We start from the raw sequence: 16,824 nt of genomic DNA on the forward strand, positions 1-16,824 counted from the left end.
CGGTACGCCCCGACGCCCCGCACCCGGCCGCCCACCGTGGCGGGTCAGCGGGCGGGTGGCGACCCGGGACGGGTGCCGGGCCAGTGCCCGGTGGCCCGGATCCGGCCGTCGGCGGTCACCAGCAGCGCCTCGTGGTCGGCCAGGCCGGTCAGCCAGGTCAGCGCGTCATCGGCGTCGCGGGTCATCGCCGCGGTGGCGTACACGTCGGCCCAGAGCAGTTCCGGCCCGACCACGGTGACCGACCGCAGCGCGGTCGCCGGTCGGCCGGTACGCGGGTCCACGATGTGCGCGCCGCGCCGGGCGGTGCCCGAGGTGGCGACCGCGCCGTCGCGCCGGTCCAGCACGTCCAACAGGTGGCCGGGGCGGTCCGGGTCCTCGATGCCGACCCGCCAGGCCGGCCGGTCCGCCCCGGCGTGCAGCACCACGTCCCCACCGGCGTTGAGACAGAGGTCGTGCCCGGCCAGATCGGCCAGCCACCCGGCCGCCCGCTGCACCGCCCATCCCTTGACCAGCCCGGACGGGTCGTAGCCGGCACCGCCGGTGGGCAGCGGCAGCCGCCGGGCGTCGAACCGGCCGCCGGTGCGCGTCCGGGCCAGTTCGCACAGCTCCGCCACCTCCCGCACCAGTGGGCTCGCGGTGGCCGGATCGGGTTCCCGCCCGGCCAGCCGTCCGATCTCGCTCTCCGGCCGGTAGGCGCTGAACGTCGCGTCGATCGCGCCCAGCCAGGTGAAGAACCGTTCCACCCGGGCGGCGACCGCGTCGTCGTGCACGTCCGGGCCGCGCAGGTGCACGCTGACCGGCAGCCCCATCACCTGCACCACCCAGGCCCGCCGGTCCAGCTCCGCCGTCAGGCCCGTCGGCGTGCTCATCTCAGGTGCGCCGCGTCGATGGCGGCCTGGAGGGACTCGCGGTAACCGTCGCTGGTGACGGTCGCCCCGGACACGGTGTCGATCCGGGCGCTCTGCGCGGTGAGCGCCGCCTGCCGCAGGATCGGCACCGCGTAGTCGTTGATCTGCTGGTCCCGGAAGTTGCCGTCGGGCACCTGGAGGGTCGTGACGTCGGTGATCCGCCCGCCCGCCACGGTGATCCGGACCTGCACCGGCCCCCACCGGGTCTGCGCCACCGACCCGTCGTGGCTTCCGTCGCCGCCCTCGCCGGTGTCTGCGCCGTCGCCGGTGTTTGCGCCCGGCGCGCCCGAGCCCGGGTCGGTGCCGGTGGGCGTGTCCCCGGAGCCGGGGGTGGTGCCGCCGCGGTCGACGGCGACGGCGCTGGTACCCCCGCCGACGCCCATGGTGCTGGTCCGGTAGCTGAACAGCAGCACCAGGGCGGTCACCGTGGAGAGCAGCCAGATGGTGATCCGTCGCACGGTTCCCCCTTCCCGCCCGTCACCAGGCGAAGCGTTCGTGATGGACGTGCCGCTCGGGCACCCCGGCGGCCCGGGTCGCGGCCTGTACCGCGTCGACCCAGCCGTCCGGGCCGCACAGGTAGACGTCGTGGTCGGCGATGTCGGGGGAGAGCCGACGCAGCGCCTCGGCGTCCGGGAGCCCGGCCGCGTAGCCGGGCAGCCAGGCGGGCTGCCGGCCGCGCGGACCGACCAGGTAGTGGACCGACACCCCGCGTTCGACCGCGAGCCGCTCCAGCTCCGCCCGGAAGGCCAGCTCCTGCGGGGTACGCACGCGGTAGAGCAGCACCGCCTGCCCGGGTGCGTACGGCAGCTCCCGGAGCAGGGCCAGCAGCGGGGTGACGCCGATCCCGCAGGCGAGCATGGTGATCCCGCCGCCGCGCCAGTGTTCACCGGTCAGCCGCCCGTACGGGCCCTCCAGCAGCACCCGGGTGCCCGGTCGCAGGGCGGCCACCCGGGAGCTGTCGTCGCCGAGGTCCTTGACGGTGATCCGCATCAGGTCGCCCGTCGGCGGGGCGGACAGCGAGTACGGGTGCGCCCGGGACCAGCCGGGGCCGGTCAGGAAGCGCCAGCCGAAGAACTGCCCGGCCCGGACCGGCAGCCGGTCCAGGTCCCGCCCGCGCAACCAGACCGAGGTGACGCCGGGTGCCTCGGGGACCACCGCGGCCACCTCGACCCGGTGCCGCAGCGAGCGGTACGCCGGCAGCCCGAGCCGGAACATCAGCACGCTGCCCAGCGCCCCCAGGTACACCGTCCACCAGTACGCCCGCGCGGCGGCCGAGGCGACGAAGTCCGCGCCGGTCCACAACTGGTGCGGCAGCGCCAACCCGATCCCCAGGTACGCGTACAGGTGCAGCAGGTGCCAGGACTCGTAGCGCAGCCGACGGCGGGCCGCCCGGACGGAGGTGACCACCACCAGCACCAGCAGTGCCAGTGCGGCGGTGGCCAGCAGCATCCCCGGGTAGCCGGTGACCAGCAGCCAGAGCTGCGTCACGGGGTTCTCCCGGGCGGTGCCGGCGTACCCCAGGGTGGTCAGCAGCACGTGGGCCAGCAGCAGGTGGAACGAGGTGAAGCCGGCCAGCCGGTGCCAACGGGCGATCCGGTCCTGGCCGAAGCGCCGTTCGACGAGCGGCACCCGGGCCATCAGCACCACCTGGACGAGCATCAGGTCGGCGCTGAGCAGGCCGGTGAGCCGGCCGGCGGAGGTGAGGCCGGTGGCCACCCCGGAGACCAGTTCCTGCACCCCCCGGTCGGCGGTCCAGAGCGCGACGACGACCAGCAGGCTGAGCACCGCCGCGCTGCCGGCCAGGTCGGCCCACCAGCCGGGGGCGGTGGGCAACGGCCGGCGCGGGGTACCCCGGTCCAGGACGGTGGCGCTCATCCGCGGGTCGTTCCGGCGGGTCCTTCACTCATGCGTTCCACCCTGCGGCGGTGACCTCGGGCCAGGCTTTGCCGTCGCTGTGCGCGGGCTGGGAATCGTCGCTGGCACGCCGTACGCCAGACGTTGCGTTTTCGTCGGGGGCAGGGTGTACTGTCAGAGCAGTTAGAACGAGTGTTCGATTCACTCGCACACCCGTTCCAACGCCCCCGGGCGGTGTTTCGCGGCGTCGACCCGGGCAGGTGCGGTTTCGCGGACCGCACCGGGTTCCGGGCAGTCGCGAGCCCGGTCCCGTCAAGGCAGGTCGTCGCCCGCCGCCCACGACCCCCGGGCGGCGGGCGACGAACCCGCCGGTTCGCCGGCCGGGTGTGGTGTGGGGAAGCATCCGCACCCGGCCGGCCCTCAGCGGTGCGTCTTCCTCCGCACCACCCGCACCACCCGCCCCGGGCGTCACGTCGGTGGACCTCCTCCACCGGGCGTCCCGCCCGATCCGGTCACGCGGAGGAGACAGTCATGCCGACCAACCCGGCCCAGGCGCCGACGGTGCCCGCGCACGTGCTGCCGCACCGCACCCCGACCCAACTCCTCACGGCGGCCCGACACGGGCTGGCCGAGGCCGCCCAGACCCGCCCCGACGGGCTGCGCTACGCCGCCGCCCACCTGGCCGCGCTCCGTGCCGCCGCCGCCCTGCTGGCCGCCCGGGCCCGGCCCGCGCCCGCCCGCCGCCGCCGGATCACCAGCGTCTGGGTGCTGCTCGCCGGGGTCGCCCCCGAACTGGACGAATGGTCCCGCTACTTCGCCGCCGCCGCCGGCAAGCGGGCCGCCGCCGAGGCCGGCATACCCCGGGTGGTGAACGCCCGGGAGGCCGACGACCTGCTCCGGGCCGCCGAACAGTTCGTGACGGTGGTGGAGCAGGCGCTCGGAGTGACCCACCAGCCCGCCCTCGACGGTCTCGCCGCCTGACCCGGGGCGTGCCCGGGTCCCCGCCGGGCACCTGAACCGGCCGGCACCGGGCCCGCCGCAGCACCTCGACGCAGCGTCCCACCGCGTCCGGGGTGAGCACGCAGTGCACCTGATCCACGCAACGACACGACGGGGGGTTGGTCCGATGGCGGGCCGCATGGTGGTCGGTTCCGCCGCACTGGCCGATCTGGTCCGCCCGGCGAGCGCCCCGGACCCGGCCGGCAGCCACCGGGTGCTCCCGGTGGCACCCGAGTTGACCGGCCTGCTGCCGCACCGGGGGCTGCGCCGGGGCAGTACGGTCGCCGTCACCGTCGGCCAACCCCGGCGCAGCGGCGGCACCTCCCTGGTGCTGGCGTTGCTCGCCGAGGCGTCCCGGGCCGGGTCGTGGTGCGCGGTGGTCGGGGTGCCCACCTTCGGCGCCGGTGCTGCCGCCGAGCTCGGCATCGCCCTGGACCGGCTGGCCCTCGTCCCGCATCCCGGTCCGGAGTGGCCGACCGTGGTCGCCGCCCTGATCGACGGGGTCGACGTGGTGGTGACCGCCGTACCGCACACCGTCTCCGCCCCGGTGGCCGACCGGCTGGCCGCCCGGGCCCGGCAACGCGGCTGCGTGCTCGTCCCGTACGGCCGGTGGACCGGTGCGGACGTGACGCTCCAGGTGGTCCGGGGGGTCTGGGAGGGGCTCGGGTCGGGGCGGGGCCGGCTGCGCCGACGCGAGGTCACCGTGTCGGCACGCGGACGCGGAGCGGCAGCCCGTCCGAAGGAGATCACGATGTGGCTGCCCGGCGACGCGCTCACCCGGGTCGTGCCCCCCGCCGCGCCGGCCGTCCCCGCCGCAACCGTCGGGCCCCGGCCGGGCGGATTCACCGTGGTCGGGTCCGGGTGACCGGCGCGCCCGTGCGCACCCTGCTGCTCTGGTGCCCGGACTGGCCGGTGCTCGCCGCCGAGATCGTCGACGGGGTGCCCGCCACCGGCCCGGTGGCCGTGCTGCACGCCAACCGGGTGGTGGCCTGCTCCGCACCGGCCCGTGCCGCCGGGGTACGCCGGGGCCTGCGCCGCCGGGAGGCGCAGGGGCGCTGCCCCACGTTGACCGTCGTCGACCACGACCCCGGTCGGGACGCCCGCGCCTTCGAACCGGTCGTCGCCGCCGTGGAGGAGGTCGCCGCCGGGGTCGAGGTGGTCCGCCCCGGCGTCTGCGCGCTCGCCGCCCGGGGGCCCGCCCGCTACCTCGGCGGTGAGGAGGCCGCCGCCGAGCGGATCATCGAACAGGTCGCCGAGTCCTGCGCGGTGGAGAGCCAGGTCGGGATCGCCGACGGGGTCTTCGCCGCCGGTCTCGCCGCGCGCACCGGTCAGGTGGTGCCGCCGGGCGGGACACCGGGCTTCCTGGCCGGGCTGCCCGTCGAGGCGATCGGCCGGCCGGCCCTGGCCGACCTGCTGCGCCGGCTCGGCGTACGCACGCTCGGCGAGTTCGCGGCGCTGCCCGCCGGTGACGTGCTGGCCCGGTTCGGCTTCGACGGCGCCCTCGCCCACCGGCTCGCCGCCGGGCACGACCACCGGCCGCTCGCCGTCCGGCAGCCCCCGGTCGACCTGACCGTCACCGCCCACCACGACGAGCCCCTCGACCGGGTCGACGCGGCGGCCTTCGCCGCCCGGATGCTCGCCGAACGGCTGCACGACCGGTTGGCCGGGCACGGGCTGGCCTGCACCCGGCTCGGCATCGAGGCGGTCACCGCACACGGCCAGGAACTGCACCGGGTGTGGCGGCACGACGGGCTGCTCACCGCCGCCGCCATCGCCGACCGGGTGCGCTGGCAGCTCGACGGCTGGCTCTCCGGCAGCACCGGTCGGGCCGGTGCCCGGCCGGCCCGGCCGACCGCCGGGATCGTCCGGCTGCGGCTGGTGCCCGACGGGCTGCTGGCCCAAGGCGGGCTGCAACCCGGCCTGTGGGGGGAGGCCGGCGAGGAACGGGACCGGGCGCACCGGGCGTTGAGCCGGGTGCAGGGCATCCTCGGCCCGGAGGCGGTGGTCACCGCCGTGCTGGGCGGTGGTCGCTCCCCGGCCGACCAGACCCGCCTGGTCCCCTGGGGCGACGAACGCCTCCCCGCCCGCCCCGGCCCGCCCCCGCTGCCGGGCGTCGTCGAGGCGTCGCCGGATGCCGCCGGGCGGGCGGTGACGCAGCCCGGTGGTGCCGGGCGGGGCCGGCCACGGCGGCCGGGTCCCGTACCGCCGTGGCCGGGGCGGCTACCGCCACCCGCGCCGGCCGTGGTGCTGCCCGTTCCGCTCACCGCGACCGTGCACGACGTCACCGGGGAACCGGTGCTGGTCAGCGCCCGGCTGGCGGTCAGCGCCGCGCCCGCCCGGCTGGCCGTCGGCGGTGCCACCCCGACGGAGATCGTCGGCTGGACCGGCCCGTGGCCGGTGGACGAGCGGTGGTGGGCCCCCGCCGAGGCCCGTCGCCGGGCCCGGTTCCAGGTCTGCCTGGCCGACGGTGCCGCCCTGCTGCTGGCCGTCGAGGCGGGCCGGTGGCTGGTGGAGGCGATCTATGACTGACCGGTGGGCGGTCCGGTCCGGGCTGGTCCGGTCCGCGCCGGTCCGGTCCGGCCGGTGGTGCTTGCGCTGCCGGTCGGTGCGGCGTTCCGTCCGGGGCCACCTCGCGTCCGGACGATGCTTCCGGGTGAGCGGTATGCCTGGCGGTCATGAATATGACTCAGCGGCATACCGCTCACCGAGCGGACCATTCCCGGCCGCGACGCCCCGGCCGCGCCACGCAGCCGGTCGCCGGAAGACAGCCGGATGAGCTTCCACAATCCGAAGCTGCCCTGGTCGGAGCTGGAGCGGGTGCTGTCCGGACGGTCCACCACCGACGGCGGCGGGCCCCGGACCGGCGGACCCCAGGGTGCCGGGCGGCGGCGCGCGGAACGGCACCTACACGTGGTGGACCCGCTCGCCGAGGCCGACGGCGGCGACTCACCGGCCTGGACCCGGCACCGTGAGCGGTACGCACCGCCGGAGCTGGACCGCCCGGACGACCCGGTGCCCTACGCCGAGCTGCACGCGCACACCAACTTCAGTTTCCTCGATGGGGCGAGCCACCCGGAGGAGCTGGCCGAGGAGGCCGCCCGGCTGGGGTTGACCGCGCTCGCCGTGACCGACCACGACGGGTTCTACGGGGTGGTCCGGTTCGCCGAGGCGGCCCGTACGTTGCACCTGCCCACGGTCTTCGGTGCGGAACTGTCGTTGGGGCTGCCCGGCCCGCAGCAGGGCGAGCCCGACCCGCTGGGCCGGCACCTGCTGGTGCTCGCCCACGGCCACGAGGGGTACGCCCGGCTCGCGTCGGTCATCTCCCGGGCCCAGCTACGCGGCGGCGAGAAGGGCCGGCCGGTCTACGGCGAACTGGAGGAGGTCGCCGCCGAGCTGCGCGACCACGTGCTGGTGCTGACCGGCTGCCGCAAGGGGCACGTGCCGGCGGCGCTGCTCACCGAGGGGGTGGACGCGGCGGCCCGGGAGCTGGACCGGCTCACCGCGCTGTTCGGCGCGGAGACGGTGGCGGTGGAGCTGACCGACCACGGGCACCCGGTCGACGCCGACCGCAACGACGCGCTCGCCGAGCTGGCCGCCGCCGCCGGGCTGCCCACCGTGGCCAGCAACAACGTGCACTACGCCAGCCCGGGGCGACGGCGGCTGGCGACCACCCTGGCCGCCGTACGGGCCCGACGCAGCCTGGACGAGGTCGACGGCTGGCTGCCCGCCGCCGCCACCGCCCACCTGCGCAGCGGCGCGGAGATGGCGGCCCGGTTCGCCGGGTACCCGGGCGCGGTGTCCCGGGCCGCCGAGTTCGGCGCGGAACTCGCCTTCGACCTGCACCTGGTCGCGCCCCGGCTGCCGGCGTACCCGGTGCCGGCGGGGCACACCGAGATGAGCCGGCTGCGCCACCTGACGATGGCCGGGGCGCACGAGCGCTACGGGCCGCCCGGGGCGCACCCGGAGGCGTACGCGCAGCTGGAGCACGAGCTGCGGATGATCGACGAGCTGGGCTTCCCCGGCTACTTCCTGGTGGTCTACGACATCGTGGCGTTCTGCCGCGCACAGGACATCTACTGCCAGGGCCGGGGTTCGGCGGCCAACTCGGCGGTCTGCTACGCGCTGCGGATCACCAACGTGGACGCGGTACGGCACCGGCTGCTGTTCGAGCGGTTCCTCGCCCCGGAACGCGACGGCCCGCCCGACATCGACGTGGACATCGAGTCCGACCGACGGGAGGAGGTGATCCAGCACGTCTACGCCCGCTACGGCCGGGAGCACACCGCCCAGGTCGCCAACGTCATCTCGTACCGGCCCCGGTCGGCGGTGCGGGACGTGGCGAAGGCGTTCGGCTACTCGCCCGGCCAGCAGGACGCCTGGAGCAAGCAGATCGACCGCTGGGGTTCCGTCGCGGCGGTCGACGTCGAGGGCATCCCCGAGCAGGTGGTGGCGTACGCCGACGAGTTGCAGACCTTCCCCCGGCACCTGGGCATCCACTCCGGCGGCATGGTGATCTGCGACCGGCCGGTGATCGAGGTGTGCCCGGTGGAGTGGGGGCGGATGCCCGGCCGCAGCGTGCTCCAGTGGGACAAGGACGACTGCGCGGCCGTCGGGCTGGTCAAGTTCGACCTGCTCGGGCTGGGCATGCTGTCGGCCCTGCACTACGGCTACGACCTGATCGGGTCCAGGCTGGACCTGGGTGACATGACGTTGGACGACCCGGAGGTCTACGACATGCTCTGCCGGGCCGACTCGGTAGGGGTGTTCCAGGTGGAGAGCCGCGCCCAGATGGCCACCCTGCCCCGGCTGAAACCCCGCGAGTTCTACGACCTGGTGGTGGAGGTGGCGCTGATCCGGCCCGGCCCGATCCAGGGCGGCTCGGTGCACCCGTACATCAGGCGCAAGAACGGCCAGGAGCCGGTGACGTACCCGCACCCGCTGATGCGCAACGCGCTGGAGAAGACCCTCGGCGTGCCGCTGTTCCAGGAGCAGTTGATGCAGCTCGCCATCGACCTGGCCGGTTTCGACGCTGCCGGGGCCGACCAGTTGCGTCGGGCGATGGGGGCGAAACGGTCGGTGCAGCGGATGGCGCAGCTCGCCGACCGGCTCTACGCCGGGATGGCCGAGCGGGGCATCACCGGCGAGCTGGCCGACGACGTCTACCGCAAGCTCACCGCGTTCGCCAGCTACGGCTTCCCGGAGAGTCACGCGATGAGTTTCGCCTACCTGGTGTACGCCAGCTCCTGGCTCAAGCGGCACCACCCGGCGGCGTTCCTGGCCGCCCTGCTCAACGCCCAACCGATGGGCTTCTACGCGCCGCAGACCCTGGTCGACGACGCCCGGCGGCACGGGGTCGAGGTCCGCCGGCCGGACGTCAACGCCAGCGGGGCCGGTGCGGTGCTGGAGTCCACCCCGCAGACCCGCTGGGGGAGCGTGCCGGGGGAACCGCCGCACGCCTGGGGGCTGGGCGGTCCGGCGGTCCGGCTCGGGCTGGGTGGCGTCCGTACCCTCGGCGACGACCTGGCGGGGCGGATCGTGGCGGAGCGGACGGCGCACGGGGCGTACCGGGACATGCCGGATCTGGCCCGGCGGGTCGGTCTCACCGCGGGTCAACTGGAGGCGCTGGCCACCGCGGACGCCTTCGCCTGTTTCGGGCTGACCCGGCGGGAGGCGCTCTGGGCGGCCGGGGCGGCGGCCCAGGACCGGCCGGGCCGGCTGCCCGGCACGGTGACCGGCGCGGCGGCCCCCGCCCTGCCCGGGATGGAGGCGGTGGACCGGCTCGTCGCCGACGTCTGGGCCACCGGGCTGTCCCCGGAGACCCACCCGGCCCGGTTCGTCCGGGACCGGCTCGACGAGCTGGGCGCGGTGCCGATCGCCCGGCTGGGGCGGGTGGAGCCGGGTCGGCGGGTCCGGGTCGGCGGGATCGTCACCCACCGGCAACGGCCGGCGACCGCCGGTGGGGTCACCTTCCTCAACCTGGAGGACGAGACGGGGATGCTGAATGTCACGTGCTCCCCGGGGCTGTGGCAGCGCTATCGTCGAATCGCCCGCACCAGCAGCGCCCTCGTGGTCCGTGGTCGGTTGCAGCGGCACGAGGGGGTCACCAACCTCACCGCCGACCGGCTGGACCCGATCACGCCGCCGGTGGAACCCGCCTCCCGCGACTTCCGGTGAAGTGATCCACATTACGGTTTTCCCGGCCGGGAGACAGGAGAATTCCGGCACGCGCGGGCAGAGCGGCCCGCGCGCGGCAAGGGGGAAGACCAGTGACGATGGACAGTACGTACACCGGTGGACTGGCGAACGCCCGGCGCACCCGGCTGGGTGCCGGTTGGACGCCCGCCCAGGACGCCGAGCCGCGGGAGTACCAGGTGACCGAGGGGCCGGTGGCGAACACCCGCCGGTCCCGCGCCGAGGAGGACCCGGCCGGCGGCGGGGAGATCTGAGCCGGCGACGGCCCCGCCGACGGGGGGTCGGGTGGCGCGGGTGACTAGGCTCGACCGGGTGGAACAGAGCACCCGCAGCCGGTTCGCCGAGCCGCCGTTGACCCCCCGTACCGCCGTCATCTGGTCGGTGCTCGCCGCCGAGTTGCGGCGGCGGGCCGACGACACGTTGACCGTGCTCGACGTGGGCGGTGGCACCGGTGGGTTCGCCGTGCCGCTCGCCCAGGCCGGCCACCGGGTGACCGTGGTCGACGCCAGCCCCGACGCGCTCGCCGCCCTCACCCGCCGGGCCGCCGAGGCCGGGGTCGCCGACCGGGTGCGCGCCGTGCAGGGCGACGGGGACGCGTTGACCGGGCTGGTCGAACCGGCCACCGTCGACCTGGTGCTGTGCCACGCGGTGCTGGAGGTGGTCGACGACCCGACGCCGGTGGTGACCGCGCTGGCCGCCGCGCTGCGTCCCGGTGGCGCGGCGAGTGTGCTGGTCGCCGGCCGGGCCGCCGCCGTGCTGGGGCGGGCCGTGAACGGCCACCTGGACGTCGCCGCCGCGCTGGCCGCCGCCCCCGACGGGGCCGCCGGCCCCCGGGACACCCTGCGCCGCCGCTTCGACGCCGAGGAGGCCGCCGCCCTGTTGCGCGCCGCCGGCCTCACCGTCGAGGAGATCCACGGGGTACGCGTCCTGGCCGACCTGCTGCCCGCCACCGTCGCCGACGGTCAGCCGGGTGCCCTGGTCGAGCTGGAGAAGGCGCTGGCCGGGCGTCCGCCGTACCGGGATCTCGCCGCCCAACTGCACCTGTTCGCCCGCCGCCCGGCATGACCGACCTGCCCCCGGCCGGGACGACCGGGCCCCCGGCCGCTGTGCCGGTGGACCGGGCGTCGGGGCCGGTGCCTGCGGCGGACCCGCTCGCGGTGGTGCCGCCGTGCTACGGCGGGGGCAGCCTGGCCGACGTGCTGCCCAGCGCGCTGGCCGTGCTCGGCGTGCCGGGCGCGGTCGACCTGCTCGGGCTCGCCCCCGGCCTGGCCGGGGTACGTCGGGTCGCCGTGCTGCTCGTCGACGGCCTCGGCTGGTACCAGCTGCCCACCGCCGCCCGGTACGCCCCGACCCTGACCGGGCTGGCCGCGACGGTGGGCCGCCCGTTGACCTCCGGCTTCCCCTCGACCACCCCGACCAGCCTGGTGACCCTGGGGGCTGGGGCGGCCCCCGGCGCGCACGGCGTGCTCGGCTTCACCGTCCGGGTGCCCGGCACCGACCGGGTGCTCAACCACATCGACTGGCACGGCGACCCGGACCCGCTGCACTGGCAGCCGGTACGCACCCAGTGGCAGCGCGCCCGGGCCGCCGGGGTCGCGGTGAGCGTGGTGAGCCGCCCCGAGTACGCCGGCAGCGGGCTCACCCTGGCCGCGAACCGGGGCGGCGACTACCGGGGCGTCGGCGGGGTGGACGCGCTGGCCCGGACGATGCTGGCGGCGCTGTCCGCCGGGGCCGGCCCCACCCTGGTCTCCGGCTACCACCCCGACCTGGACCGGCACGGTCACCTCAGCGGGGTCGACTCGGCCCCGTGGCGGATCGCCGCCGCCGAGGTGGACGCCCTGCTCGCCCGCCTCGTCGACGGGTTGCCGGCCGACGCCGCGCTGCTGGTCACCGCCGACCACGGCCAGCTCGACGTGCCGGCGGGGCACCGGTTCGACCTGGACACCGACCCACGGCTGCGGGCCGGCATCCGGGTGGTCGCCGGTGAGCCCCGGGTGCGGTACCTGCACGTCGACCCGGGGGCGGTGGACGACGTGGTGGCCACCTGGTTGGCGGTGCTCGGGCCGGCCGCCCGGGTGTGCACCCGGGCGGAGATGGTGGCCGAGGGGTGGTTCGGCCCGGTCGCCGAGGAACACCTGTCCCGGGTCGGCGACGTGGTGGTGACCTGCCGCGACACGTACGCGGTGCTGGCCACCCGGTCGGAGCCGCCGGCGGTGTCCCGGCTGGTGGCGTACCACGGGGCGGACACCGCGGCGGAGATGACCGTGCCGCTGCTGGTGGTCCGGGGCTGACCGGGGCCGTCGCCCGTGGGGCGGGCGGGCCGGTTGTCGTACCGGGCGGTTAGCCTGCCGCAATGGGTCGGAGCCAGTCGTTGCCGCGCGGTGGTGACCCGCGTTTCGGGCCCGACGCCGACGACTCGGCCAGCCCGATCCTGCACGTCGACATGGACGCCTTCTTCGCCTCGGTCGAGGTGCGCCACCGGCCCGAGCTGCGGGGCCTTCCGGTGGTGGTCGGCGGGGTCGGGCCGCGCGGCGTGGTCAGCTCCGCCAGTTACGAGGCCCGCCGTTTCGGCGTGCGCAGCGCCATGCCCACCGCGCGGGCCCGCGCGCTCTGCCCCGGCGCGGTCTACCTGCCCCCCGACTTCGCCCGCTACCGGGCGGCCTCCGACGCGGTGATGCGGATCTTCCGGGACGTCACCCCGCTGGTCGAGCCGCTCTCCCTCGACGAGGCGTTCCTCGACGTGGCGGGTGCCCGTCGGCTGTTCGGCCCGCCCGCCGCCATCGCCCGGCGGATCCGGGAGCGGGTGACGGCCGAGCAGGGGCTGACCTGTTCGGTCGGGGTGGGCCCGAGCAAGTTCGTGGCCAAGCTCGGCTCCACCCGGGCCAAGCCGGACGGCGTGCTCGTGGTGCCGGCCGACCGGGTGCTGGAGTTCCTCCACCCGCTGCCGGTCGACGCGTTGTGGGGGGTGGGGGAGCGGTCCGCCGAGACGCTGCGCCGGCTCGGCCTGCGGACCATCGGCGATCTGGCCGAGGCGCCGGTCGGGATGCTGCGCAAGGCGCTCGGCGCGGCGTCCGCGACCCACCTGCACGAGCTGGCCCGGGGGCGGGACCCGCGTCCGGTCAGCCCGGAGCACGTGGAGAAGTCGATCGGGGCCGAGGTGACCTTCGACGTCGACGTCGTCGACCCGCAGCAGATCCGGCGGGCGCTGCTGGCCCTCAGCGAGAAGGTGGGCAGCCGGCTGCGCGGGGCCGGTCAGGTGGGCCGGACGGTCTCGCTGAAGGTGCGGCTGTCCGATTTCCGCACCGTCAACCGGTCCCGGACGCTCGGCGTGGCCACCGACGTGGCCCGGGAGATCTTCGACACGTCCTGGGACCTCTGGACGGTTCTCGACCCGGGTGAGCCGGTCCGGCTGGTCGGTGTGCGGGTGGAGAGTCTGGCCGGGGCGGTCGACACGCCGCGACAGCTCACCCTCGGCGCACCCGAGCGTGGTTGGCGGGAAGCGGAAACCGCCGCCGACGCCGCGGCTGCCCGTTTCGGGCGGTCCGTCATAGGTCCGGCCAGTCTGCTCGGCAGGCGTGACGCCGGCCCCGGCGAAAATAGCAGTCGGCCATAGGTCGTCCCGCTTTCCGACGCGCGACCCCCCTCGTAGACTTGGCGGCAAGCAGCCGGTTGGCTGCCACGGTCTGTCGGCCCGACCGGGCCGACCAACGTGACCGGGGAGGAGTGCCGTGCCGCTCTCGGAGCACGAGCAGCGGCTGTTCGAGCAGATCGAGCGGTCGCTTGCCGAGGACCCCAAATTCGCCTCGGCCGTGCGCGCCAGCGACCCGCGTTTCCACACGCGGCGTCGCCTGCTCGTCGCTGCCGGCGTGGTGGTCGTCGGCCTGGCCCTGTTGGTCTACGGCGCGGTGATCAAGACGCCGCCACTGGCAGTGGCGGGCTTCGTCGTCATGCTGGCCGCGCTGGGCTATGCGGTGCAGTCGCACCGGCGGGGGCAGTCACCTGACCTGCACGTGGTGGGCGGCACGACGAGTCGTCGTCGCCCGCGTGGCCGCGGCGGCCGGCGGCCGTCGCTGCTGGACCGCATGGAGGACCGGTGGCGTCAGCGCCCGGAGGGACATCGTTGAACCCCGCCCACCCCTGAGGTGGACGGGCGACACCGACGACGGTAGGTGCCGGACCTGGTCCGGCCACCTCCGTCGCATCTTCCTGTCCGGCGACAGCTCGCGCAGGTGGCGAGGTAGCTACGCATGTGGGGCGAGGTAGCGGTATCAGTCGTTTCGGATACCGCTACCTCGCCCCACATGCGCCTACCCCACCCCCGGCCCGCCCGACCAGCCCCGCGGTCAGGCGCGGCGGGTGGCCAGCAGGCGGCGGGGGTTCCAGCGCAGCAGCAGGCGACGCAGCCGCCCGGAGGCCGTCACCAGCCGCGCCGAGCTGTCGCCCAGCGAGGCACGCCAGCGCAGCAGCACCGACGGCGGCAGCACGGCGGCCAGCAGCCGGGTACGCCGGTCGGCCCGCGCGGCGAGGGTGTCCCGTACCGTCCGCAGCGCCGGGTGCAGGGGCTCGCCGGTGAGCGGGTCCCGGGCGTACCGGGCGCGTTCCTCGGCCCGGCCGAGCAGCCGTACCGCCGTGGCGGAGCCGGCGTCCTCGCCGACCGCCTCCCGGGCCAGGCGCTCGGCGGTCGCCCGGGGCGTCTCCGTCCGGTCGACCCGGACCCGGTAGTCGACCAGGGTGTCCAGCAACTCGTCCCAGGCGGCGTGGGCGTCCGCGCGGGCCCGCTCGGCGTCCGCGCCCAGCACCGTCATCGGGATGCTCGCGCCCGCCCCGTCGTCGGGGGCGGCGCCGGCCGCCACCGGAACGGGCCGACGGTGCCGCTGCCGGCGTAGCGCGCGCCGCCGCAGCGCCGGCAGCGCCAGCAGCGCCGCCAACGCCAGCAGCGCGCCCAGAGTCCACCAGGGCCAGGTCGGGGCCCGCTCGACGGGGGCGCCGGTGGTCGGGTCGAACCCGGCGTCGGTGTCCTTGTCGATGGCCTCGTCACGCTGCGGCCCGGCCGTGGCGCCCGGGTCCTCCGGCGCGGCCGGCGCGGCCGTGTCCGACGGCTCCGGGTCCGGGGCGTCGGAGTCCGGCGCCCACGCCGACCGGGTCGACCCCTGGACGCCGTACGCCGGGGTGGCGTCGAACGGCACCCAGCCGAACCGGTCGAAGTAGACCTCCGTCCAGGCGTGCAGGTTGCGGTTGGTCAGGACGGCGGTGTCCCCGTCGACGCTGCTGCCGTTGGTGAAGCCGAACGCCACCCGGGCCGGGATGCCGGCCTCCCGCACCAGCCAGGCCAGTGCCGCCGCGTACTGCTGGCAGTAGCCGACCTTGTTGGTGAGGAAGTCGACGATCTCCTGGCCGCTGGTGCCGCCCTTGGTGCTCAGCGAGTAGCTGAACCCGTTCTCCCGGGAGAAGTAGTCGTAGAGCGCCCGGACCCGGTCGTAGTCGGTGGACTTCCCCTCCACGAGCCGGTTGACCAGCACGCTGACCTCGCGGACCTCCGGGGTGCGGGTCTGTTGCAGCCGGATCGGGTGATCGGCCGGCAGCGGGCGGGCCCGGCGCAGCGCCGCCGGGGTGTACGTCGAGCGCACGTACTCGAAGGAGTAGCGCTTGCCCCGGGAGTTGTCCCGGTTGGAGAAGACCACCCCGAGGTTCTGGTCGTACGACCAGTTGCCGTTGAGCCCGTCGAAGCTGACCGGGTCGGTGTAGACCGGCACGAAGGGCATGTTCAGCGACCGGTTCACCTCGACGGTCGCCCGGTAGGTCTGCTGCTCCACCCCCGCCTGGGCCCGGTCGGCCGGGTCGGGCAGGTCCCGGTTCACCGGCCGGCCGTTGGGCGGGCGCACCCGGAAGCCGTCCGGGCGCAGCTCGTCGGCGACGCCGAAGCGCAGGTAGAACGGGTTCTGCTCGGTGGTGGTGACGGTGACCATGTCGGCCACCTCGGACTGGTTGAGCTGCCCGCTGAGGGCGGCGAACAGGTCGATCCGGCCGGGGCCGCCGCCCTGCCCGAGGCGTCCGTTGCCGGTGCCGTTGCCGGCGGTGTTGAACTGGTCCAGCAGCCCGCCGGACATCCCCGGTACGGCCAGCGGCAGCACCACGGCCAGCACCACCCCGACCACCGCCAGCCGGCGACCGGCGGCGGCCAGCGGGGACGACTCCCAGACGTCCACGTCGCGGCCCTCGCCGGTGAACCGGCGGCCGAACCGGCGGACCCGGTCGACGTTGTCGGTGACCAGCAGCCAGAGGTAGCCGGCGGCGCCGACCACGAACGGCAGCGCGGGGACGCTGTCGACGTAGACCGCCACCGGCACCGAGTAGATGGCCAGCATGGGCAGCCCGGCCAGGGCCGGTCGGCGCAGCCCGACGGCGAGCACGTCGACCACGATCGCCACCGAGCCCACCCCGAGCACGCTGATGAACAGCAGCGGGGTGGTGTCGGGCACCTTCACGCCGTAGGAGCGCATGTCCTGCAACGAGCCCTGCGCCAGCTCACCGAAGTGGGCCAGCGTCGCCGGCGTGGGCAGGAAGGCGACCAGCTCGCCACCGCCCGGGAAGAGCCAGGTCAGGGCGAGCAGCAGGCCGGCGAGCATGCCCAGCACCTGGCCCCACAGCGGGGCCCGGACCAGCCGGGTGAGCGCCGCCGCGCCGGCCACCACGGCGACCGCGATGGCCGACTGGATCAGCCAGGTCCACTGTTGGAAGATCGACGACAGCGGGGCTGCGGCGAGCAGGGTCGCCGTGGCGGCCACGAAGCCGATGTTCCGGGACGCGTTCACGACGTCACCCTCTCTGTCGTCGGGCGTCGGTGGCGGGGCCGACCGCACGGCGGCCGACG

The 16,824-nt window shown here is 75.8% G+C and carries 13 protein-coding genes; 9 read left to right on the top strand and 4 right to left on the bottom strand.

Annotated features, from left to right (window positions below; translation table 11 throughout):
* Nucleotides 1-44: 44 nt before the first annotated feature.
* Genes ACN265_RS07315 through ACN265_RS07325 form a run of 3 tightly spaced genes read right to left on the bottom strand, consistent with a single transcriptional unit; the run spans nucleotide 45 to nucleotide 2,783 of the window.
* On the bottom strand, nucleotides 45-869 hold the full coding sequence (locus ACN265_RS07315; protein WP_421406488.1) for an FAD:protein FMN transferase: 825 nt from the start codon (nucleotides 867-869) through the stop codon (nucleotides 45-47).
* Nucleotides 866-1,366 (bottom strand): FMN-binding protein, encoded by a 501-nt coding sequence (locus ACN265_RS07320; protein WP_421406490.1) that lies wholly within the window; start codon nucleotides 1,364-1,366, stop codon nucleotides 866-868. Before ACN265_RS07320 ends, ACN265_RS07315 begins: the two co-directional genes overlap by 4 nt.
* A 19-nt stretch (nucleotides 1,367-1,385) precedes the next feature.
* Nucleotides 1,386-2,783, bottom strand: coding sequence for a ferric reductase-like transmembrane domain-containing protein (locus ACN265_RS07325; protein WP_421406491.1), 1,398 nt, complete (start codon nucleotides 2,781-2,783; stop codon nucleotides 1,386-1,388).
* A gap of 510 nt (nucleotides 2,784-3,293) precedes the next feature.
* Here ACN265_RS07325 and ACN265_RS07330 point away from each other — a divergent pair.
* From ACN265_RS07330 to ACN265_RS07370, 9 genes are all read left to right on the top strand, one after another.
* Nucleotides 3,294-3,743: an SAV_6107 family HEPN domain-containing protein gene (locus tag ACN265_RS07330; RefSeq protein WP_204927780.1), complete on the top strand. Its 450-nt coding sequence runs from the start codon at nucleotides 3,294-3,296 to the stop codon at nucleotides 3,741-3,743.
* Nucleotides 3,744-3,888: 145 nt separating this feature from the next.
* Nucleotides 3,889-4,626 carry a hypothetical protein gene (locus ACN265_RS07335; protein WP_420116511.1) on the top strand — a complete coding sequence of 246 codons (738 nt, stop codon included), beginning with the start codon at nucleotides 3,889-3,891 and terminating at the stop codon, nucleotides 4,624-4,626.
* Entirely contained in the window at nucleotides 4,623-6,290 is a 1,668-nt protein-coding gene (locus ACN265_RS07340; protein WP_421406493.1) for a DNA polymerase Y family protein, read from the top strand. The genes ACN265_RS07335 and ACN265_RS07340 overlap by 4 nt, the downstream gene beginning before the upstream one ends.
* A 243-nt stretch (nucleotides 6,291-6,533) precedes the next feature.
* The gene (locus ACN265_RS07345; RefSeq protein WP_421406494.1) at nucleotides 6,534-9,935 is read left to right on the top strand and encodes an error-prone DNA polymerase; all 3,402 of its coding nucleotides are present in this window, start codon (nucleotides 6,534-6,536) and stop codon (nucleotides 9,933-9,935) included.
* A 92-nt stretch (nucleotides 9,936-10,027) separates the two neighbouring features.
* A complete protein-coding gene (locus ACN265_RS07350; RefSeq protein ID WP_204927776.1) occupies nucleotides 10,028-10,207 on the top strand; it encodes a hypothetical protein in 180 nt (59 codons plus the stop codon).
* A 40-nt stretch (nucleotides 10,208-10,247) separates the two neighbouring features.
* A complete protein-coding gene (locus ACN265_RS07355; protein WP_421406495.1) occupies nucleotides 10,248-11,018 on the top strand; it encodes a methyltransferase domain-containing protein in 771 nt (256 codons plus the stop codon).
* Nucleotides 11,015-12,244, top strand: coding sequence for an alkaline phosphatase family protein (locus ACN265_RS07360; RefSeq protein ID WP_421406496.1), 1,230 nt, complete (start codon nucleotides 11,015-11,017; stop codon nucleotides 12,242-12,244). Before ACN265_RS07355 ends, ACN265_RS07360 begins: the two co-directional genes overlap by 4 nt.
* A gap of 62 nt (nucleotides 12,245-12,306) precedes the next feature.
* Entirely contained in the window at nucleotides 12,307-13,566 is a 1,260-nt protein-coding gene (locus tag ACN265_RS07365) for a DNA polymerase IV (RefSeq protein WP_420116516.1), read from the top strand.
* A 115-nt stretch (nucleotides 13,567-13,681) separates the two neighbouring features.
* The gene (locus ACN265_RS07370) at nucleotides 13,682-14,077 is read left to right on the top strand and encodes a DUF3040 domain-containing protein (RefSeq protein WP_088643026.1); all 396 of its coding nucleotides are present in this window, start codon (nucleotides 13,682-13,684) and stop codon (nucleotides 14,075-14,077) included.
* A gap of 219 nt (nucleotides 14,078-14,296) precedes the next feature.
* On the opposite strand, the gene ACN265_RS07375 is transcribed toward ACN265_RS07370, so the two are convergent.
* Entirely contained in the window at nucleotides 14,297-16,765 is a 2,469-nt protein-coding gene (locus tag ACN265_RS07375; RefSeq protein WP_420119353.1) for a transglutaminase TgpA family protein, read from the bottom strand.
* Nucleotides 16,766-16,824 lie beyond the last annotated feature (59 nt).

Source organism: Micromonospora sp. WMMD730 (assembly GCF_049178955.1).
Lineage (GTDB): Bacteria > Actinomycetota > Actinomycetes > Mycobacteriales > Micromonosporaceae > Micromonospora > Micromonospora wenchangensis.